Annotated in this window: 21 protein-coding genes; 16 read left to right on the forward strand and 5 right to left on the reverse strand. The window is 71.1% G+C overall.

Annotated features, from left to right (window positions below):
- Positions 1 to 5: 5 nt before the first annotated feature.
- Positions 6 to 872 (reverse strand): exodeoxyribonuclease III, encoded by an 867-nt coding sequence (locus OIE40_RS01080; RefSeq protein WP_264698973.1) that lies wholly within the window; start codon positions 870 to 872, stop codon positions 6 to 8.
- Between the two features lie 106 nt (positions 873 to 978).
- On the opposite strand from OIE40_RS01080, the gene OIE40_RS01085 reads away from it, so the two are divergent.
- Positions 979 to 1,656 carry a hypothetical protein gene (locus tag OIE40_RS01085; RefSeq protein WP_264698974.1) on the forward strand — a complete coding sequence of 226 codons (678 nt, stop codon included), beginning with the start codon at positions 979 to 981 and terminating at the stop codon, positions 1,654 to 1,656.
- Positions 1,657 to 1,668: 12 nt separating this feature from the next.
- Here the strand turns inward: OIE40_RS01085 and OIE40_RS01090 are convergent, their stop codons facing one another.
- Both OIE40_RS01090 and OIE40_RS01095 read right to left on the reverse strand, forming a co-directional pair.
- Positions 1,669 to 2,163, reverse strand: coding sequence for a SixA phosphatase family protein (locus OIE40_RS01090; protein WP_264698976.1), 495 nt, complete (start codon positions 2,161 to 2,163; stop codon positions 1,669 to 1,671).
- A 1-nt stretch (position 2,164) separates the two neighbouring features.
- Entirely contained in the window at positions 2,165 to 2,713 is a 549-nt protein-coding gene (locus OIE40_RS01095; protein WP_319805185.1) for an inorganic diphosphatase, read from the reverse strand.
- Positions 2,714 to 2,747: 34 nt separating this feature from the next.
- On the opposite strand from OIE40_RS01095, the gene dacB reads away from it, so the two are divergent.
- The 14 genes from dacB to OIE40_RS01165 all read left to right on the forward strand — a co-directional run bounded on the left by dacB (position 2,748) and on the right by OIE40_RS01165 (position 16,861).
- Entirely contained in the window at positions 2,748 to 4,172 is a 1,425-nt protein-coding gene (gene dacB / locus OIE40_RS01100; RefSeq protein ID WP_264698977.1) for a D-alanyl-D-alanine carboxypeptidase/D-alanyl-D-alanine endopeptidase, read from the forward strand.
- A gap of 31 nt (positions 4,173 to 4,203) precedes the next feature.
- Positions 4,204 to 5,163: a zinc-dependent metalloprotease gene (locus tag OIE40_RS01105; protein WP_264698979.1), complete on the forward strand. Its 960-nt coding sequence runs from the start codon at positions 4,204 to 4,206 to the stop codon at positions 5,161 to 5,163.
- On the forward strand, positions 5,163 to 6,110 hold the full coding sequence (gene tilS / locus OIE40_RS01110) for a tRNA lysidine(34) synthetase TilS (RefSeq protein WP_264698981.1): 948 nt from the start codon (positions 5,163 to 5,165) through the stop codon (positions 6,108 to 6,110). The genes OIE40_RS01105 and tilS overlap by 1 nt, the downstream gene beginning before the upstream one ends.
- A gap of 33 nt (positions 6,111 to 6,143) precedes the next feature.
- Positions 6,144 to 6,695: a hypoxanthine phosphoribosyltransferase gene (gene hpt / locus OIE40_RS01115; protein ID WP_264698983.1), complete on the forward strand. Its 552-nt coding sequence runs from the start codon at positions 6,144 to 6,146 to the stop codon at positions 6,693 to 6,695.
- Between the two features lie 65 nt (positions 6,696 to 6,760).
- Positions 6,761 to 8,908, forward strand: coding sequence for an ATP-dependent zinc metalloprotease FtsH (gene ftsH / locus OIE40_RS01120; protein ID WP_264698985.1), 2,148 nt, complete (start codon positions 6,761 to 6,763; stop codon positions 8,906 to 8,908).
- A gap of 1 nt (position 8,909) precedes the next feature.
- The gene (folE, locus tag OIE40_RS01125) at positions 8,910 to 9,473 is read left to right on the forward strand and encodes a GTP cyclohydrolase I FolE (protein ID WP_264698987.1); all 564 of its coding nucleotides are present in this window, start codon (positions 8,910 to 8,912) and stop codon (positions 9,471 to 9,473) included.
- A 235-nt stretch (positions 9,474 to 9,708) separates the two neighbouring features.
- On the forward strand, positions 9,709 to 10,659 hold the full coding sequence (locus OIE40_RS01130) for a type IV toxin-antitoxin system AbiEi family antitoxin domain-containing protein (RefSeq protein WP_264698990.1): 951 nt from the start codon (positions 9,709 to 9,711) through the stop codon (positions 10,657 to 10,659).
- 231 nt (positions 10,660 to 10,890) lie between these two features.
- Positions 10,891 to 11,691: a dihydropteroate synthase gene (gene folP, locus OIE40_RS01135; protein WP_264700643.1), complete on the forward strand. Its 801-nt coding sequence runs from the start codon at positions 10,891 to 10,893 to the stop codon at positions 11,689 to 11,691.
- Between the two features lie 23 nt (positions 11,692 to 11,714).
- On the forward strand, positions 11,715 to 12,086 hold the full coding sequence (folB, locus tag OIE40_RS01140) for a dihydroneopterin aldolase (protein WP_264698992.1): 372 nt from the start codon (positions 11,715 to 11,717) through the stop codon (positions 12,084 to 12,086).
- Positions 12,083 to 12,652 (forward strand): 2-amino-4-hydroxy-6-hydroxymethyldihydropteridine diphosphokinase, encoded by a 570-nt coding sequence (gene folK, locus OIE40_RS01145; RefSeq protein ID WP_264698994.1) that lies wholly within the window; start codon positions 12,083 to 12,085, stop codon positions 12,650 to 12,652. Before folB ends, folK begins: the two co-directional genes overlap by 4 nt.
- Positions 12,649 to 13,164, forward strand: a complete 516-nt coding sequence (locus OIE40_RS01150) for a DUF3180 domain-containing protein (protein ID WP_264698996.1) — start codon at positions 12,649 to 12,651, stop codon at positions 13,162 to 13,164. Before folK ends, OIE40_RS01150 begins: the two co-directional genes overlap by 4 nt.
- A gap of 9 nt (positions 13,165 to 13,173) precedes the next feature.
- On the forward strand, positions 13,174 to 13,725 hold the full coding sequence (locus OIE40_RS01155; protein ID WP_264698998.1) for a hypothetical protein: 552 nt from the start codon (positions 13,174 to 13,176) through the stop codon (positions 13,723 to 13,725).
- Between the two features lie 133 nt (positions 13,726 to 13,858).
- Positions 13,859 to 14,194, forward strand: coding sequence for a histone-like nucleoid-structuring protein Lsr2 (locus tag OIE40_RS01160; protein WP_264699000.1), 336 nt, complete (start codon positions 13,859 to 13,861; stop codon positions 14,192 to 14,194).
- Positions 14,195 to 14,362: 168 nt separating this feature from the next.
- Positions 14,363 to 16,861, forward strand: coding sequence for an ATP-dependent Clp protease ATP-binding subunit (locus OIE40_RS01165; RefSeq protein WP_264699001.1), 2,499 nt, complete (start codon positions 14,363 to 14,365; stop codon positions 16,859 to 16,861).
- Positions 16,862 to 16,927: 66 nt separating this feature from the next.
- Here OIE40_RS01165 and OIE40_RS01170 read toward each other — a convergent pair whose 3' ends face one another.
- Both OIE40_RS01170 and OIE40_RS01175 read right to left on the reverse strand, forming a co-directional pair.
- On the reverse strand, positions 16,928 to 17,506 hold the full coding sequence (locus OIE40_RS01170; RefSeq protein WP_264699003.1) for a hypothetical protein: 579 nt from the start codon (positions 17,504 to 17,506) through the stop codon (positions 16,928 to 16,930).
- Between the two features lie 45 nt (positions 17,507 to 17,551).
- Positions 17,552 to 18,415: an A/G-specific adenine glycosylase gene (locus OIE40_RS01175; protein ID WP_264699005.1), complete on the reverse strand. Its 864-nt coding sequence runs from the start codon at positions 18,413 to 18,415 to the stop codon at positions 17,552 to 17,554.
- Between the two features lie 68 nt (positions 18,416 to 18,483).
- Here OIE40_RS01175 and OIE40_RS01180 point away from each other — a divergent pair, with 68 nt between their 5' ends.
- Positions 18,484 to 19,161 (forward strand): hypothetical protein, encoded by a 678-nt coding sequence (locus tag OIE40_RS01180; RefSeq protein WP_264699007.1) that lies wholly within the window; start codon positions 18,484 to 18,486, stop codon positions 19,159 to 19,161.
- Positions 19,162 to 19,167: the final 6 nt, after the last annotated feature.

Raw genomic sequence — 19,167 nt, forward strand, 5'->3', positions numbered from 1 at the left:
CGGGCCTACGTCGACTGGGGTAGCCGCTTGGTGCCCCGGCGCACGCTGCGCGGAGCGGAGGGCGGCGGCACCACCGGCCCGATGTCGCCGTCGGGTGCGGTGTCGAGATCGACCACGACCGGCGCGTGGTCGCTCGGACCGGTGCCCTTGCGGGCCTGCCGGTCGATCCAGGCGGCGGCCACCCTGGACGCCGTCGCCGCATCGGTGAGCACCAGGTCGATCCGCATCCCCAGGTCCTGGTGGAACATCCCGGCCCGGTAGTCCCAGTAGCTGAACACCCGTCGGCCGGGCCAGCGGTCGCGCACGACGTCGTGCAGGCCGAGGTCGAGCAGCGCCTGCAGCGCGGCCCGCTCCGGGGCAGTCACGTGGGTGTGTCCCAGGTAGGCGGCCGGGTCGAACACGTCGGCGTCGGTGGGCGCGATGTTGACGTCGCCGCACAGCGCCACCCGCTGCGGTCCGGCCGCCACTGCGTCCCGCAGTGCCCGCAGCCAGGCGAGCTTGTAGACGTAGTGATCGGAGTCGGGCACCCGGCCGTTCGGTACGTACAGGCTGTGCACCCGCACCCCTGCGCAGTCGGCGCTGATCGCCCGGGCCTCGGCGTCGGGGAAGCCGGGCATCGCCGGGAAACCACGCTCGACGTCGGCCAGACCGACCCGGGAGAGCAGGGCCACGCCGTTCCATTGGCCCTGGCCGTTGCTCGCGAACTCGTAGCCGCGTTGCGCCAGCGGTTCGCCGAGCAGGTCGGCGAAGGCGGCGTCGGTCAGCTTGGTCTCCTGCAGGCAGACCACGTCGGGACGCCGCTCGTCCAGCCAGGGCAGCAGCCGTGGCAGTCGCTGCTTCACCGAGTTGACGTTCCAGGTCGCCAGGCGCATGACCCCAAACTAGTACCGCGCCCCGCCAGCCCGACCCGGTGCGGCGCCGGTCGGCGTGCTGTGTAAGAATCGGGGATCGCGAAACCTACCCCCGAGCGGAGTGTTGATGCAGGACTGCGAGGCCTGCGGCGAGCGGTTGCCCGCCGACGCCGTCCGCTGTCCGGGCTGTGGCGCCGCGGTCGCGCCGGCTCCGGAGGCGTCCGTGGGAGTGCCGACCCGGTTCGGATCCGATCAGGCGCAGCCGGACACCTGGCCGACGCAGCCCGAGTTCGACCCCCCCGAGCACGAGCCGATGCAGCCGTCCGCCCGGGAGGCAGAGCCGGACAGTCCCGACTTCGATCCGGACGAGTCCAGCCATTTCCAGGTCGGCTATGCGAGCCGCCGCACCATCAAGAACAACGTGGCGCTGGTCGCGATCGCCGTGGCCCTGGTCGCCGCGGTGTCGTCGCTGGCCTGGTTGATCGGTCAGACCGTCGGGTCGCGCAGCAACGGCGGGACACAGCCGACGGTGTCGGCGTCCCCGACGGTGTTGAGCACCACCCCGCCCCGCGGGTCGGTGGTGTGCACCACCGAGGTCACCCGCAGCGACAACACCACCTGCGTCGTCGCCACCAGGGTGCTCTCGGCGGTGCGCCGGCTCGGCACCGACCTGCCGAGCACGTTCCGGGTCACCATCGAGAGCCCCCAGACCAACAAGAACGTCACCTTCGTGTGCCGGATCAAGTCCTGGATCGTCTGTTCGGCCAAGGACGACGTCGTCGTCAACGTGATGCGCCAGGCCTGAGCGCCGGGCGGATCAGCCTGGGTCGGACGCGATCCGGGCCGAGGTGAGCGTCGCTGCACGGAGCTTCGACCACAAGGTGTGCACCGTCAGCGTGGTGAGCGTGGCGGGCGGGTAGCGGAACGCGATCGTCGACTTCGCGGCGGCGTCCGAGGAGTTGTCGGCCAGCAGGTGCGCCAGGGCGGGAATCCCCGGCGCGTGGCCCACCACCAGCACCCTGGAGAAACCGTCGGGCACGGTGAGCAGCTGCTGCAGGATGCTGTTCGCACCGGCGTTGTAGATCTCGTCGCGGGACCAGACCGGTACCCGCAGCCCGAGCGCCTCGGCGGTCTGCAGGGTGCGGGTCGCCGAGGACGCCAGGATCAGCTCGACCCCGGCGTCGCGCAACGCCGCACCGACTCCGCGGGCCTGCGCCACCCCTCGCGCGCTCAACGGGCGGGCGTGGTCGCCGTCGGGCCCGGGCGACTGCCACTGCGCCTCGGCATGCCGGAGCAGGTGCAGGGTTCTCACGTCACTCCGTGCGGGTGAATTCGTTCTCGTAGTCGGTACCGGACGCACGCCTCCAGCTCTCGAAGATCTCCTTCTCGGCCTCGGTGCGACCCACCCAGACCGCGCCCTCGACCGACTTGCCGGGCTCGAGGTCCTTGTAGACGGCGAAGAAGTGCTCGATCTCGAGCAGCGTCAGCTGCGGCAGGTCCTTCAACTCGGTCAGGTAGTCCTGGCGCTGGTCGGCGACCGGAATGCACAGCACCTTGTCGTCGCCGCCCATCTCGTCGGTCATCCGGAACATGCCGATCGCCCGGCACTCGATGAGTGCCCCCGGGAAGGTGGCCTCCGGCACCAGCACCATCGCGTCCAGCGGGTCGCCGTCCTGCCCCAGCGTGCCCTCGATGAAGCCGTAGTCGTTGGGGTACTGGGTCGAGGTGAACAGCGTCCGGTCGAGCCTGATCCGGCCCGTGTGGTGGTCCATCTCGTACTTGTTCTTCGTACCCTTGGGGATCTCGATCGTCACGTCGAAGTGCAGGCTAGGCTGAATCTTCGGGCGGGTGTAGTCGGCCACTGATGTTCCCCTTCCGGTGGGCTGACATGATGGCGTGGATGTCGGATTCGAGACTATCGCCAACCGAGCCGCAGGCACCATGCCGCGGCTAGGCGGGACGGTTGCGCGGCTGGGCCGCACGGCGGTGCTGATCGTGCTGGCCGTGATCGTGCTGGGGGCTGCGGTGCTGCTCGCCGTGCCGCAGTGGCGCGACGCGGTGCTGCCCAGCTCGACGGTGACCCTCAGCGCCGGACCGCCGGCCGGCTGGCGTCAGCCGAGCACCGCGGCCCCGGCGCAACTGCCGCTCGAGGCCGCCGAACCGGCGCCCGCGCCGGCGGCGTCCGAACTGAAGAAGGCCATCGCCGACCTGCCGGCCGGGACGGCCGGCCGCACCGGGGTCGTCGTGGTCGACCCGCAGACCGGACGGACGCTGGTGAGCTCCGGCGACCGTCCGATGATCCCGGCCTCGACGATGAAGCTGCTCACCAGCGTCGCGGTGCTGGACACCCTCGGCGCGGACCGCACCTTCGCCACCAGCGCGCTGCTCGCCGGCCGCTCGACCGTCGTGCTGCGCGGGGGTGGCGACCCGCTGCTCACCGACGCCAGGACGACCGGCAGGGCCTCACTGGCCGACCTGGCCGCGAAAACCGCGGCCGCGCTGAAGCGAGCCGGAACCGACACGGTCACCCTCGGTTACGACGCGACGCTGTTCACCGGGGCGTCCTGGCACCCGCGCTGGACCGAGAACTACCAATGGTCGGTGGGCCGGATCAGCGCGCTCAGCGTCGACGGAGGCACCGACACCAACGGGAAGGCCCGCAGGGATCCCGCCGCCGCGGCGGCGAAGCGGTTCGCCGCCCGGCTCGAGAAGGCGGGCATCGGCGTCACCTCGACGCGCTCGATGCGCACCCCGTCGGACGCCGACGAGCTGGCCTTTGTCTCCTCGCCGCCGGTGCAGCAGCTCATCGAACACACCCTGCGGTACAGCGACAACACGGCGATCGAGACCCTCGCCCGGCACACCGGCGTCGCCGCCCACGACGGTGCGGACTTCGCCGGCGCCGAGCAGGCGGTCCGGACGGCCCTGAAACGGCTCGGGCTGTGGCGCTCCGGCATGCGCAACGACGACAGCAGCGGGCTCAGCCGGGAGAACCGGGTCAGCCCGGGCGTGTTGGCGAAGGCGATGCGGCTGGTGCTGACGCAGGACGGGTTGCGCAGCCTGATCGTGGGGTTGCCGGTGGGCGGCGTCACCGGCACGCTCTACGACCGCTTCGACGACGCCCGCGAGCGGGCCGGACGCGGCGTCGTGCGGGCCAAGACGGGCAGCCTGCGCGACGTCAGCACGCTGGCCGGCTACCTGATCACCGCCGACGGCTCACCGTTGGCCTTCGCGGTGATGGCCAACGAGGTGACCCGGCCGCTGGCCACCCGCGACTGGATCGACACCACGGTCGCGGCCTGGTCGACCTGCGGCTGCTGAGGGCGCACAGGCGGCCAGTAGGCTGCCCCCCATGAGCGCGGTTCCCGGGGTCGACTGGCGGGTCGTGACGGCGACCGCCCGGCTGCTCACCCCGGCCGGCCCCGATCTGCCCCGCAACGAGGCGGCCGCCGCGGTCGCCGACCTGCGAGCCTGCGCGGCGCGGGCGACCGAGGCGGTCGCGGCGGCGAGCGCACTGCCCGGGCCGGTCGACGCGGCCGTGCTGGTGGTCGATCGCGAGGGCTGGGTGCAGGCGGCCTCGTCGATGGCCGAGGCGATGCTGGGGGGCGTCGGACAGGCGCCCCTGGTCACCTTGGGCGAAAGGGTCGGCGGCCGGCTGGCCGGCGCCCAACTGGGCGCCGCCTTCGCGTTCGTGGGCACCCGCATCCTCGGCCAGTTCGACCCCTACTCGCCGCAGCGGCGGCTGCTGCTGGTCGCGCCCAACATCGTGGCCGTCGAGCGGGCCATGGGAGTCGAACCGCACGGCTTCCGGCAGTGGGTGTGCCTGCACGAGGAGACGCACCGCTTCCAGTTCGGCGCCGCGCCGTGGCTGGCCGGGCACCTGCTGGGCCTGATGGCCGTCGTCTTCGACGACTCCGGCGCCGACGCGCGGCGGGGGCTGTCGCTGCTCAGCCCCGGCCAGGCGTCCGGGGTGGACGAGATCACCGCCGTGATGTCGCTGCTCGAGGGCCACGCCGACGTGATGATGGACGCCGCGGGCGCCGGCCTCGTGCCACAGGTCACCCGGCTGCGGGCCGCGGTCGAGGCGCGCCGGGACGCCCCCGGCTGGTTCCAGTTCCTGTCGAGGGTGCTGGGACTGCGGGCCAAGCGCGAGCAGTACCTGCACGGAGCCACTTTCTGCCGCGCGGTGATCGCCGCGGCCGGTGTCGAGGCGCTGAACGTGGCGTTCACCGCACCCGAGGCGCTGCCGACCCCGGCCGAGCTGCACGACCCGCAACGCTGGCTGAACCGCGTGCCGGCCCGGGTCGGCTGATGGCCCGGCGGGCGCTCGGACCCGCCACCCTGGCGGTGGTGGCCGCGGTCGCCGACGCGCACGACGGCGAGGACGTTGTCGTCGCCTGCTCCGGTGGGGCCGATTCGCTGGCCCTGGCGTTCGCCGCCCGGGTGGTCGCCGCTCGGCGCGGCGTCGGCGTCCGGGCCGTGGTGGTCGACCACGGCCTGCAGGCCGGCTCCGCCGAACACGCCGCGGCGGTGGTGGACGGGCTGGGCCGGCTCGAGCTGGCGGCCGAGGGGGTCACCGTCGAGGTGCGCGACGACGGCAGCGGTCCCGAGGCGGCCGCGCGGGCGGCCCGCTACGCCGCGCTCACCGCCAGCCTGCGACCCGGCGAGGCGTGCCACCTCGGCCACACCCGCGACGACCAGGCGGAGACGGTGCTGCTCGGACTGGCGCGGGGCTCCGGCGTCCGTTCGCTGGCCGGCATGCCCGGCCGCCGGGACCGGTTCGTCCGCCCTCTCCTGGGCCTGCCGCGCAGCGTGACCAGGGACAGCTGCGCCGAGCTCGGCCTGCGACCCTGGCAGGACCCGCACAACGCCGAGCTGCGGTTCACCCGGGCACGGGTGCGGCACACGGTGCTGCCCGTCATCGAGGCCGAGCTCGGCCCGGGCATCGCCGCCGCGCTCGCCCGGACCGCCGATCTGGCCCGCGAGGACGCCGACGCCCTGGACGCCGTCGCGGCGCAGGTGCCCACTCCCGACGAACTGCCGTGCGACGCCGTCGCCGACCTGCCGGCAGGGGTGCGGTTGCGGGTGCTGCGGCGGTGGCTGCGGGCCCGTGGGGCGGGCGAGCTGTCCCGGGGGCACACCCTGGCGGTCGACGCGTTGATCACGGGGTGGCACGGCCAGCGCTGGGTGGAGGTGCCGGGGCTGCGGGTGCTGCGCCGCGACGGGCGGCTGCTGGCGTTCGCCGATTCGGCCCGGTGAACGACCCCGTCCGGTGCGCGGTAGGGTGCGCGTGTGGATGCCAGCGACATCAGCGACGACCTCACCGACGTGCTCTACACCGCCGACCAGATCCAGGCCCGGCTCACCGAGCTGGCCGCCGAGATCGAGGCCGACTATGCGGGCCGTGACCTGCTGCTGGTCGGCGTCCTCAACGGCGCGATCATGGTGATGGCCGACCTGTCCCGGGCGCTGACCAGGCACTGCGAGATGGACTGGATGGCGATCTCGTCCTACGGCTCGGGCACCCAGTCCTCCGGGGTGGTGCGCATCCTGAAGGATCTCAACACCGAGCTGGAGGGGCGCCACGTGCTGGTGGTCGAGGACATCGTCGACACCGGCCTGACCCTCGCCTACCTGATCCAGAACCTGAAGTCGCGGCACCCGGCCAGCCTCGAGGTGGCCGCCATGTTCCGTAAGCCGGAGGCACTGAACAGCCCGGTCGAGGTGCGCTACGTGGGCTACGACCTGCCCAACGAGTTCGTCGTCGGCTACGGACTCGACTACGCCGGCCGCTACCGCAACCTGCGTGACGTCGGCACCCTGTCGCCGCACGTCTACTCCTGACCGGCCACGTCCGCCCGTCTATCCTTGGGGCTCGGCGGCGTCAGCCGTCCTGACAAAGGTGGGTAATGAAGGCTCAACGACTGTTCCGCGGACCGATCCTGTGGATCATCCTGGCGTTCCTCGGGATCGCGTTGCTGATCGACTACATCGGCAATGCCAACGGCTACACCGAGAAGCCCACCTCCGAGGTGGTGGCGCTGATCAACAGCGACACCCCGCTCAAGGAGGTCGTGCTGGTCGAGGGCGAGCAGGAGATCCGGGTCGAGCAGTCCGACGGAACCAAAGTCCGGGCCAACTGGATCGGCACGCAGAGCCAGGAGATCATCGAACGGCTGAACGCCCGGGTCGCCGGCGGGTCGCTGGAGAACTGGCGCGGCGAGGTCCCGCAGCAGGGCATCTGGAGCATGCTGCTGTTCACCGTGGTGCCGTTCGTGGTGATCGGCCTCATCTTCTTCTTCCTGCTCAGCCAGATGCAGGGCGGCGGCAACCGGGTGATGGGCTTCGGCAAGTCGAAGGCGAAGCTGGCCACCAAGGACACGCCGCGCACCACCTTCACCGACGTCGCAGGCTGTGAGGAGGCGATCGAGGAGCTGCAGGAGATCCGCGAGTTCCTCTCCGAACCGGCCAAGTTCCAGGCCGTCGGCGCCAAGATCCCCAAGGGCGTCCTGCTGTACGGCCCGCCCGGCACCGGCAAGACGCTGCTGGCCCGCGCGGTGGCCGGCGAGGCGGGCGTCCCGTTCTTCTCCATCTCCGGCTCCGACTTCGTCGAGATGTTCGTGGGCGTCGGCGCCAGCCGGGTCCGCGACCTGTTCGAGCAGGCCAAGGAGGCAGCCCCGGCGATCGTCTTCATCGACGAGATCGACGCCGTCGGACGCCACCGCGGCGCCGGCATGGGCGGCGGCCACGACGAGCGCGAGCAGACCCTGAACCAGCTGCTGGTCGAGATGGACGGCTTCGACGTGCGCGGCGGCGTGGTGCTGATCGCGGCCACCAACCGGCCCGACGTGCTCGACCCCGCGTTGCTGCGGCCGGGCCGCTTCGACCGGCAGATCCCGGTGGAGGCGCCCGACATGCAGGGCCGGCTGCAGATCCTGCGGGTGCACGCGGCCAACAAGCCGATGGCGCCGGACGCCAACCTCGAGTCGGTCGCCAAGCGGACGCCGGGCTTCACCGGCGCCGACCTGGCCAACGTGCTCAACGAGGCGGCGCTGCTGTGCGCCCGGCAGAACCAGCGCTACATCACCAAGGAGCATCTCGACGAGGCGATCGACCGGGTGATCGCCGGCCCGCAGAAGCGCAGCCGGATCATGAACGAGCGCGAACTGCTGATCACCGCCTACCACGAGGGCGGACACGCGCTCGTCGCGGCGGCCATGCCCGGCACCGACCCGGTGCAGAAGGTGACGATCCTCCCCCGCGGCCGGGCCCTCGGCTACACGATGGTGATGCCCGATTCCGACAAGTACTCCAAGACCCGCGGCGAACTGCTCGACCAGCTCGCGTACATGATGGGTGGCCGGGCAGCCGAGGAACTGGTCTTCCACGACCCGACCACGGGCGCCGCCAACGACATCGAGAAGGCCACCAACGTGGCCCGGGCGATGGTCACCCAGTACGGCATGACCGAGCGGCTGGGCGCGGTGAAGCTCGGCAGCGACTCCGACGAGCCGTTCCTGGGGATGCAGGCGGGCATGGGTTCGGGGCACCGCGACTACTCCGACGCGATCGCAGCGGCCATCGACGAGGAGGTCGCGAACCTGATCAACACCGCCCATCAGGAGGCGTTCGACTGCCTGCGCACCAACCGCGAGGTGCTCGACGAGCTGGTCCGCCAGTTGTTCGAGAAGGAGACCCTCGACAAGGAGCAGGTGGCAAAGGTGTTCGAGCCCCTGGTGCGGCACCCGAAGCGGCCGGCCTGGACGGGCTCGGAGACCCGGGAACCCTCCGACGTGCCCCCGGTCGACCCGCCGCCGCCGGCGCCCCGGCCCGAGCCGACCTACGGGCCTCCGCTGCTGGGGCCGAACGGCAAGATCCAGGTGCCGGTACCCTCCGGCGGACCGGGCTCCGGCCCGATGCCGCCGCACGACATCGGCCCCTCGGGCCCGCAGCAGCCGCCGCCGTGGCAACCGCCCTACGGCCAGCAGCCACCGTCGGGCCAGCCGCCCACGCAGCAGCCGCCGAACCCGGGCTGGGGTTCACAGCAGGGGAGCTGACGTGGCCGTCGACCAGTCCCGGGTCGCCGCCGCGGTGCGCGAACTGCTCGCCGCGATCGGTGAGGACCCCGACCGCGAGGGCCTGCTCGACACACCGGCCAGGGTCGCCCGCGCCTACGCCGAGATGTTCGAGGGCCTGGACGCCGACGCCGCCGACGTGCTCGGCACCACCTTCGACATCGCCCACGACGAACTGGTGCTGGTCAAGGACATCGAGGTGTGGAGCACCTGCGAACACCACCTGGTGCCGTTCACCGGCGTCGCGCACGTCGGCTACATCCCCGCGGTCGACGGCCGGATCACCGGCCTGAGCAAGCTGGCCCGACTGGTCGACGTGTTCGCTAAGCGCCCGCAGGTGCAGGAGCGGCTGACCACGCAGATCGCGGACGCCCTGGTCGAGCACCTGCGTCCGCGCGGGGTGATCGTCGTGGTCGAGTGCGAGCACCTGTGCATGACCATGCGTGGCGTCCGCAAGCCCGGGTCGCGCACCGTCACCTCTGCCGTGCGGGGCGCCCTGCGCGACCCCGCTACCCGGGCCGAGGCGATGAGTCTGATCCTGGGCTGACCCGCATGGCCTGAAATGGGGACGGTTCCTTTACAGGCCACGCTGAGGCGCCCGGCCGGCGACGTAGCTGCCCTTGTGACGTGTGGCGTCCGGCACAGGCAGGTACGTGCTTTAGCAGGCAGCTTCCCGGGACGCCGGGCGCGGCGTTCGGCGTTCGCCCCGAGTTGTCCACAGATTTTGCCGTCGGGATCGCCCGGTCGGCCGCCCGCGCCCGTCGGAGGCACACACTGAGTCGATGCGCACCCCGAAGCCCTGCGTACTGCCGAAGCGTCCAACCACCCGCGCCGACCTGCTCGCCTCGGGAATGACCCAGCAGATGATCCGGACGGCCCTGGGCGCCGGGCGGCTGCACCGCGTCAGACGAGGCGTGTTCATCGATGCCGCCCTCTGGCCGCCGGAGCCGCGCGAGCAGCACCTCCTGCGGGCGGTGGCCGAGCGCGAGCTGTTCCCCGAGGGCGTGCTCAGTCACCAGTCGGCGGCAGCGGCGTGGCAGTTGCCCCACCCGGGATTCACCGCGTGGCACGATCTGCCGGTCAGCATCACCCTGCCTCGGGGTTCCCGCTCGCGCACCGGTGCGGTCATTCACCATGTGGGGACGCTTCCCCCCTCCCAGGTCACCGTCGACGCCGAGGGGCGACGGCTGACGTCGCTTGCGCGCACCGCGGTCGACGTGGCGGCCGGACGTGCCCTGCCCGAGGCGCTGGTGGTGTTCGATGCGGCCGCTCGGCTGCTCTGCGCCGCGATGGTGGTCGGCCCGCGCCGCTCCGACTATGCCAACCACCGATTGATCGCCGCAGCTCGCGAGGCCTTCGAGCAGGCCGCGCTCACCCGGCCACCGGCCGGGCTGCGGCCGGTGATCGCGCTGGCCGACCCGTGCCGTGAATCCGCACCCGAATCGCTGTCCGCGGGCCACTTCCATCTGGCGGGGCTGCCGCGGCCGGAGTGTCAGGCCAGATTGAACACCGCCGTCGGCACCCTCTACCCGGACTTCTACTGGTCCGAGCAGCAGCTGATCGGCGAATGCGACGGTGCCGTCAAGTACACCGACCCCTCCGGATATGTGCGCGAGAAGGAGCGTGAGCAGGTGCTGCGTGACCTCGGCTACCGGATGGTGCGCTGGCAGGCCAAGGAGATCATGCTGGCCCCGGCGGCGGTCATCGAACGGGTGAGCCGCGCGTTCGGCTGACTCGCGAACCACCTTGTGGTTGATACCAGACGCAGGGTGTCGGGCTCGTCAGGGGCGGACCAGGTTATGGTTGATACCGATACCCGCCGGGGGTATCCATAGCAACCACAACCTGGTTCGCGGACGTCAGGCGTCGCACGGGGCGTCGCAAATCAACAACAGCCTGGTCCGCGGGCGAACCGCTACGCTGCGGCCGTGATCCTGTTGCCGGACGCTGGGCGCACCCTGGTGATGGGCATCCTCAACGTCACCCCCGACTCGTTCTCCGACGGCGGCGACTTCCTCGCCGCCGAGGCGGCGATCGCCCACGGACGGCGGTTGTTGGCCGACGGCGCCGACCTGGTCGACGTGGGCGGCGAATCCACCCGGCCGGGCGCCGAACGGGTGCCGGTCGAGGAGGAGCTGCGGCGGGTGCTCCCGGTGATCCGGGCATTGGCCGGCGACGGCGCGATGGTCAGTATCGACACGATGCGTGCCGAGGTGGCGGCCACTGCCGTCGGGGCCGGCGCCACGATCGTCAACGACGTCTCCGGCGGACTGGCCGACCCCGCCATGCTCGACACCGTCGCCGCCCTGGGCGCCTGCTACGTAGCCATGCACTGGCGGGGGCAGTCCGACGTGATGCACCGGCTGACGGACTACCACGACGTGGTCGCCGATGTCGCCGCCGAGCTGGCCGGACGCCGCGACGCCGCGCTTGCCGCCGGCATCGACCCCGGGCGGCTGATCCTCGACCCGGGCATCGGCTTCGCCAAGACCGCCGACCAGAACTGGACCCTGCTGGCAGGCCTGGACGGCATCGCCGCCCTCGGCCAGCCGGTGCTGGTGGGCGTGTCGCGCAAGCGGTTCCTCGGTACCCTGTTGGACGACCGCCCGCCCCGGCAGCGCGACGACGCTTCGGTCGCCCTGACCACCCTGCTGGCCCAGCGCGGCGTGTGGGCGGTGCGCACCCACACCGTCCGTGCGCACGCCGACGCGGTGGCCGTCGTCACCCGGCTGCGGCGGGGGGAGGCGTCCGCACCGGTGGAGTAGGTTGGGCGGTCGGAGGTGAGTGCATGGCAGCGGCGGAACCGGACCTGATCCGGCTGACCGGACTGCGGTTCAGCGCGATCCACGGGGTGTACGACTTCGAACGCGAGGAGCCGCAGTCGTTCGTGGTCGATCTGACCTGTGAGCTGGCGCCGCGGCCCGACGCCGACGACCTGGCCACCACCGTCGACTACGCCGCGCTGAGCCGGTCCGTCGAGGCGGTCGTCCTCGGCGACCCGGTGAACCTGATCGAAACGCTCGCACAGCGGATCGCCACGGCCTGCCTCGCCGAACCCCTGCTCGAGCGAGTCACGGTCACCGTGCACAAACCGCAGGCGGCGATGCCCGTCGCGCTCGACGACGTCGCCGTCACGATCAGCAGGAGCGGGACCCGATGACCGCCGAGCCGTACCCGAACCCGTACGTCGACTTCGACGTCGACACCCTGTCCGGCATGGTGCCGATCAGGCCGGTGGTGTTCTCGATCGGGTCGAACCTGGGCGATCGGCTCGGCCACCTGCAGGGTGCGGTGGACGCCCTACGGGTCACCCCTCAGCTGAACCTCGTCGACGTGTCCTCGGTGTACGAGACCGCCCCGGTCGGTCCCGTCGTCGATCAGCCGGACTTCCTCAACCTGATCGTTCGCGCGGACAGCACGCTGGCGTCGCTGGTGCTGCTGGAGCGCGCCCATGCGATCGAGCAGCACTTCCGCCGAACCCGCGAGGTGCCCGGCGGGCCGCGCACCCTCGACGTCGACCTGATCGTGCTGGGCGAACGGATCAAGAACACGCCGCTGCTCACCCTGCCGCACCCGCGCGCCCACGAGCGGGCCTTCGTGCTGCGGCCCTGGCTCGAGATCGACCCGACGGCGGTCGTTCCCGAACGCGGGCCGGTCAGCGACCTGCTCGCCCGGCTCGACACCTCCGGGGTGCGCCGCCGCGCCGACCTCGTCATCGACCGGTGAGTCCCGGTCCCAGCGTCGAACCGACCCGGACCTCCGCATTGGTGATCGCCGGGGTGGTCGGCGCCGGCCTGGCCTGGGTGGGACTGTCGGTGGCCGAGAGCTTCGGCTGGCCGATCCCGCCGGTGCCGTGGCTGACAGCCGTCGTGATCGGCGTCCTGGCGCTGAGTGCGTGGCTGGCCGCCCGCTGGATGCGACGCACCGTCCGGGAGGGGCGCCAGAGCGTCGAGCCGGCCCGGGCGGTGGCACTCCTGCTCGCCGGCAAGGCCGCCTTGATCGGCGGCGCGGCGCTGGCCGGCGGGTACCTGGCGGTGGCGCTGCGCAACCTGCCGCACGTGGACGTCGTACTGCCCCGCGAGCGCGCGCTGGCCTCTGTGCTGGCGGCGGTGCTCAGCGTGCTGCTGATGCTTGCCGGACGCTCGCTGGAGCGTGCCTGTCAGGTCCCGCGTCCGCCCGAGGGCCAATCCGGCGACGCGCCCGGCGGCGACGGACCGGTGACGCCGGGGGCCGGTTAGGCTGCGGGCGTGAAGCCTGCGCCGGGACGAGTCCGCCGCCCCACCCGGGGCCGCGTCGTCTCCTGGACGGTGCTGGTGCTGGTCGGCTGCGTGGCCACCCTGGCGGTGCTGCTGGGTGACCAGCTGAGCCGGTGGCTCGGCCTGGCGGCGCTGCTCGCCGGAACGTTGCTGGCCTGCCTGCTGGCCTGGCGGGAGAACCGGACGTCCGACCGGTTGCGCGAGGCGCGCTCGATCGACGAGGCGGCCCGGTTCTACGAGCGACTGCACGCGGAGCGCCGCCGGCACGCCGCCGTCCTCACGGTGCTGACCCGCCGGACGGCCACCCTGCGCCGGCGTGCCGCCGCGGCCGAGCGGACGGCCAGCCTGCTGCAACAGGAACTGTCCACGCTGCGCGGCAATTACGAGGCGCTGCGCGTCGAACTGGAAATGCAGGCGAGCCTGTCCGCCGAGGCCGACATCGTCGAACTCGTCCGGCGTGGTGAGTCGATTGATCCGTGGGTGACCGCCAGGCAACTGTGGCTGCTCGACGATTCTGCACCCTCCTTGCGGCGTCCAGCCTGAATAAATGTGCATTTGCGGATCCGAAGAGACAACTTTCACAAATCATTTGGCTGCCTGTAAGGTTGCCGCAACGACTGTCGGGGGACCGGTCGGAATGCAAATACAGGTACGACCCGCAAGGGAGGAACACTCAATGGCTCAACGAATCGTCTATCGACTCGAAGACGATCTGGACAGCACCGAGGCCGCCGAGACGATTGTCTTCGGTCTCGATTCGGTCAGCTACGAGATCGATCTGTCCGAACCGAATGCCGCTCAATTCCGCGACGTGCTCGCCCCCTACGTCGCGGCCGCCCGTCGGGTGGGTGGACGCCGAAGGGCAGGTTCGACCGGGACCGGCCGCAAGCGCGGCACGGGCAGCCCGGCGACCGAGATCAGGGCCTGGGCCACCGAGAACGGCTACCAGGTTTCGTCGCGGGGACGCGTCCCCGCCGAGGTGCGCGAGGCGTACGAGCGCGCCCACGCCTGACCGCGTGAAATGTAACGGCCCCGGGGAACTTTCCGGGGCCGTTCGCCGTGGGCGAAGCCGGAACAGATCCCCCGGCGGGTCGGTTGCATAGACTGAGGGTGCCCGGGCTGGATCGGCCGATCCCGCCGGAGCGCCACCCGGCCCGACGGCCGGAGTGAGGAGTGCGGAATGTTCGACCGGTTCACCGACCGAGCGCGTCGGGTGATCGTCCTGGCCCAGGACGAGGCCCGGATGCTGAACCACAATTACATCGGCACCGAGCACATTCTGCTCGGCCTGATCCACGAAGGCGAAGGCGTGGCCGCCAAGGCGCTGGAGGCGCTCGGCATCTCGCTCGAGGCCGTCCGTGAGCAGGTCGAGGAGATCATCGGTCAGGGCCAGCAGGCGCCGACGGGGCACATCCCCTTCACGCCGCGGGCCAAGAAGGTGCTCGAGTTGTCGATGCGCGAAGCGTTGCAGATCAACCACCCCTACATCGGCACCGAGCACATCCTGCTCGGCCTGATCCGCGAGGGTGAGGGTGTCGCCGCGCAGGTGCTGATCAAGCTGGGTGCCGACCTCAACCGGGTTCGCAACCAGGTGCTGCAGTTGCTCAGCGGTTTCCAGGGCAAGGAGGCTGCCACGGCCGGGGCGCCCGAGTCCGGGCCGCAGCAGCAGGGCAGCTCGATCCTCGACCAGTTCGGTCGCAACCTGACCCAGGCCGCTCGCGAGAACAAGCTCGACCCGGTGATCGGGCGCGAGAAGGAGATCGAGCGGGTGATGACGGTGCTGTCGCGGCGCACCAAGAACAACCCGGTGCTGATCGGCGAGCCGGGTGTCGGCAAGACCGCCGTGGTCGAGGGTCTTTCCCAGGCGATCGTCCGCGGCGACGTCCCCGAAACGCTGCGCGACAAGCAGATCTACACCCTCGACCTGGGTGCCCTGGTGGCCGGTTCGCGCTACCGCGGTGACTTCGAAGAGCGCCTGAAGAAGGTGCTCAAGGAGATCAAGACCCGCGGCGACGTGGTGCTGTTCATCGACGAGATCCACACCCTGGTCGGTGCCGGTGCGGCCGAGGGCGCCATCGATGCGGCGTCCATCCTGAAGCCCATGCTGGCTCGGGGCGAGCTGCAGACCATCGGCGCCACCACGCTGGACGAGTATCGCAAGCACATCGAGAAGGACGCCGCGCTCGAGCGCCGCTTCCAGCCCATCCAGGTGGCCGAGCCCAGCATCGCGCTGACCATCGACATCCTGCGCGGGCTGCGCGACCGCTACGAGGCGCACCACCGGATCACCATCACCGACACGGCGCTGACCGCAGCGGCCCAGTTGGCCGACCGCTACATCTCCGACCGCTTCCTGCCCGACAAGGCGATCGACCTGATCGACGAGGCGGGCGCCCGGCTGCGCATCCGCCGCATGACCGCGCCGCCGGACCTGCGCGAGTTCGACGAGCGGATCGCCAAGGTGCGGCTCGAGAAAGAGGCCGCGATCGATGCGCAGGACTTCGAGCGCGCCGCGCGGCTGCGCGACGACGAGCGCAAGCTGCTGATCGCCCGCTCCGAGAAGGAGGAGGCGTGGAAGGTGGGCGACTCCGACGTGCCGGCCGAGGTCGGCGAGGAGGAGATCGCCGAGGTGCTCAGCTCGGCCACCGGCATTCCGGTGTTCAAGCTCACCGAGGAGGAGTCGTCGCGGCTGCTCAAGATGGAGGAGGAGATCGGCAAGCGCTACATCGGCCAGCATGATGCGGTCAAGGCGCTGTCGCGTTCCATCAGGCGGACGCGCGCCGGCCTGAAGGATCCGAAGCGGCCCTCCGGTTCGTTCATCTTCGCCGGCCCGTCCGGTGTGGGTAAGACCGAGCTGACCAAGGCGCTCACGGAATTCCTGTTCGGTGACGAGGACGCCTTGATCACCCTCGACATGAGCGAATACTCCGAGAAGCACACCGCGTCGCGGATGTTCGGTTCACCGCCCGGGTATGTGGGCTACGAGGAGGGCGGCCAGCTCACCGAGAAGGTGCGCCGCAAGCCGTTCAGCGTCGTCCTTTTCGACGAGATCGAGAAGGCGCACCCGGACATCTTCAACTCGCTGCTGCAGATTCTGGACGAGGGCCGGTTGACCGACGCCCAGGGTCGCGTGGTCGACTTCAAGAACACCGTGATCGTGATGACCACGAACCTCGGTACCCGCGATATCTCGAAGTCGGTGAATCTCGGATTCAGCCAGTCCGGCGACGATGTCAGCAGCTACGAGAAGATGAAGGCGAAGGTCTCCGACGAGCTCAAGCAGCACTTCCGTCCGGAATTCCTGAACCGTGTCGACGAGATCGTGGTGTTCCATCAGTTGTCGCAGTCGGACATCGAGCGGATCGTCGACCTGATGGTCGGCGAGATCGAGACCCGGCTCAGGGACAAGGACATGGGCATGGAGCTGACCCAGGCCGCCAAGGCGCTGATCGCCAAGCGTGGCTTCGACCCGGTGCTGGGAGCCCGTCCGTTGCGGCGCGCCATCCAGCGCGACATTGAGGACATCCTGGCCGAGAAGATCCTGTTCGCCGACATCCACCCCGGCGAGATCGTGGTGGTCGACGTGGCGCCCGAGGGCTCCGAGCTGGCGTTCTCGTTCACCGGTGTGCCCAAGGCCGAGATGCCGGACGTCCCGGCCGAGTTGGGTCAGGCCAACTGACGCTGATCACGACGAACGCCCCGGGGAGGACTCCCCGGGGCGTTTCGTCGTTGCCGGCCCGCCCGGTCAGGCGACGACCAGCGCCAGCGCGACGAGGATCAGGGCCACGAAGGCGATTGCTATCAGGGTGCCGACGATGCCGAGCACGTAGCCCGCGGTCAGCGATCCGCTGGTGCGCCAGCGTCCGGGCTGTTCGCGCATCTCGCGCCGGCCCTTCGCGCCCAGGTACCACGCCACCGGGCTGATCAGCGGAAACATCACGAACAGCGCCATGATGCCGACGATGCCTACCACCAGTGCCGCCGTCGCGTTGGGGTGCTCCGGCTGCTCGGCCGACAGTCCGTAGGGCAGCCGCTGGCCGAAGCTGTACGCCTGGGCGGGGGAGGGGTACTGCGGCTGGGCCGGCTGCAGCGCCGAACCGAACTGCTGGGGCTGTGACCAGCCGGTCGGCTCCGCGCTGTCACCCACGGCCGGATTGGAGTAGGTGCTTGTGGGATTGGCGTGGCCGACCGTCGGATTGGAGTAGTTGGACGCCGGCTGGTCGAGCGTGGGCGGGTAGTCCTCGGGTGGCGACGGGCGCTGCTGGGGGGCGGGCGTGCCGAAGCCGTCCCCGCTGGCCCAGGGTGAGTACTGCTCGTTGCTCATCGTTCCTCCTCGTCGCCAAGGATACGGGGCGGCAGTGGCGCCGACTCAGAGCCGGTAGCCGGTGGGGGTCTGGAGCACCAGGCCGTCGGCGACCAGCGATGCCAGCGCCGCGCGGGCCTGGGCCGGGTCGGGCCAGCCGTCGATCAGCTCCGCGACGGAGGCCGACCGGTCGCGCCGCTGCTCCCGCAGCACGGCCAGCACCCGGCCACGGGCGGCCCGGTCGGTGCCCGCGTAGAGCTGACGCCGCCGGGGCGGTCCGGCCGGGCGTCCGGCCGCCAGCCACCGGCAGTCCCCGGCCACCGGGCACTCGGCGCAGCGCGGCGCGCTCGCGCGGCACAGCTGGGCGCCGAGTTCCATCGCGGCGACCGACCAGCGCGGGGCGTCCGGTCCCTCGGGCAACCACGCCTGCGCCAGCCGGCGCTCGGCCGAGCTCGGCGCTCCCTGCGGGGCGTCGCTGCCGGTCGCCAGCCTGGCCAGCACCCGGCGCACGTTGACGTCGAGGACGACGGTGCGGGCACCGTAGGCGAACGCGGCCACCGCCGCGGCGGTGTAGTCACCCACGCCGGGCAGCGCCCGCAACTGTTCGGGGTCGGAGGGCACCCGGCCCGCGTGACGCTCGACGATGACGGACGCGGCGGCGTGCAGCCGCTGGGCCCGCCGTGGGTAGCCCAGCCGTCCCCAGGCACGGACGGCCTCACCCACGTCGTCGGCGGCCAGGGCGGCCGGTGTCGGCCACCGCTGCAGCCAGTCCCGCCACGGTGCCAGCACTCTCGCCACCGGGGTCTGCTGCAGCATGAACTCGCTCACCAGCACGCCCCACGGGTCGGCGTCCGGACGCCGCCAGGGCAGATCGCGGGCGTGCCGGTCGTACCAGGCGAGGATCGCATCGACCTGGCGGGTGGAGTCCATCCGGCCACTGTAGGCGGCTGCGGCGTGGTGCACCGACGGGTGCGGGTGCCGCTGCCTACCCTTGGGCCATGAGCGATGTGCTGACCGGGAAAGGTCCCCAGCCACCCCAGGTGTACTGGATCCGGCGGCTCCTGGTCCTGCTCGTCGCGGTGGTGGTTGTCGGCTTGCTGGTGTGGGCCTTCCTGCCCAAGGGCCAGCCGGTGACGGCGACCCCCGAGGCGTCGGGCACCCCGACCGCGACCGAGACGGTCGCCTCCGAAACACCCAGCCCGTTCTCCTCCACGAGCACGTCCTCCTCGACGGAGCCCTCGCCCAGCGCCAGTGCCACCCCGACCGCGTCCGCGGGCACCGCGACCTGCGAGGCGATCGGTGTCCAGCTGGAACTCAGCGGTTTCAAGAGCGTGAAGTCCGGCGCCACCCAGACCTTCAGCGTCACAGTCGAGAACAACACCGCGCTGCCGTGCGTGATGGCGATCAACGCCGACACCTTCGTGCTGCGGGTCAACTCGGGCAAGGATCCGATCTGGAGCACAGCGCACTGCGAGAAGTGGCTGCCCGAGGTGAAGAAGCAGACGCTCGAGGCCGGCAAGGCGGTCGAGTTCAAGGTCACCTGGAAGACGTTCCGCTCGGCCGAGGGCTGCAAGCAGGCCAAGAGCGTGCTGGGCGCCGGTACCTACGTCGCCACCGCCACCTACCTGAAGGATTCGACCCGGCAGATGGCGTTCCAGTTGACCAAGGCGTCGTAGGACGGA

It is taken from the genome of Micropruina sonneratiae (genome assembly GCF_025972045.1).
Lineage (GTDB): Bacteria > Actinomycetota > Actinomycetes > Propionibacteriales > Propionibacteriaceae > Micropruina > Micropruina sonneratiae.

Bases quoted from the DNA above. Each gene is read 5' to 3' on its own strand.
- folP (WP_264700643.1), top strand. From the start codon at position 10,891: ATGGGCATCCTCAACGTCACCCCCGACTCGTTCTCCGACGGCGGCGAC.
- OIE40_RS01080 (WP_264698973.1), bottom strand. From the start codon at position 872: ATGCGCCTGGCGACCTGGAACGTCAACTCGGTGAAGCAGCGACTGCCA.
- ftsH (WP_264698985.1), top strand. From the start codon at position 6,761: ATGAAGGCTCAACGACTGTTCCGCGGACCGATCCTGTGGATCATCCTG.
- folB (WP_264698992.1), top strand. From the start codon at position 11,715: ATGGCAGCGGCGGAACCGGACCTGATCCGGCTGACCGGACTGCGGTTC.
- OIE40_RS01180 (WP_264699007.1), top strand. From the start codon at position 18,484: ATGAGCGATGTGCTGACCGGGAAAGGTCCCCAGCCACCCCAGGTGTAC.
- OIE40_RS01130 (WP_264698990.1), top strand. From the start codon at position 9,709: ATGCGCACCCCGAAGCCCTGCGTACTGCCGAAGCGTCCAACCACCCGC.
- OIE40_RS01105 (WP_264698979.1), top strand. From the start codon at position 4,204: ATGAGCGCGGTTCCCGGGGTCGACTGGCGGGTCGTGACGGCGACCGCC.
- OIE40_RS01175 (WP_264699005.1), bottom strand. From the start codon at position 18,415: ATGGACTCCACCCGCCAGGTCGATGCGATCCTCGCCTGGTACGACCGG.
- OIE40_RS01170 (WP_264699003.1), bottom strand. From the start codon at position 17,506: ATGAGCAACGAGCAGTACTCACCCTGGGCCAGCGGGGACGGCTTCGGC.
- folK (WP_264698994.1), top strand. From the start codon at position 12,083: ATGACCGCCGAGCCGTACCCGAACCCGTACGTCGACTTCGACGTCGAC.
- OIE40_RS01160 (WP_264699000.1), top strand. From the start codon at position 13,859: ATGGCTCAACGAATCGTCTATCGACTCGAAGACGATCTGGACAGCACC.
- tilS (WP_264698981.1), top strand. From the start codon at position 5,163: ATGGCCCGGCGGGCGCTCGGACCCGCCACCCTGGCGGTGGTGGCCGCG.
- OIE40_RS01165 (WP_264699001.1), top strand. From the start codon at position 14,363: ATGTTCGACCGGTTCACCGACCGAGCGCGTCGGGTGATCGTCCTGGCC.
- OIE40_RS01085 (WP_264698974.1), top strand. From the start codon at position 979: ATGCAGGACTGCGAGGCCTGCGGCGAGCGGTTGCCCGCCGACGCCGTC.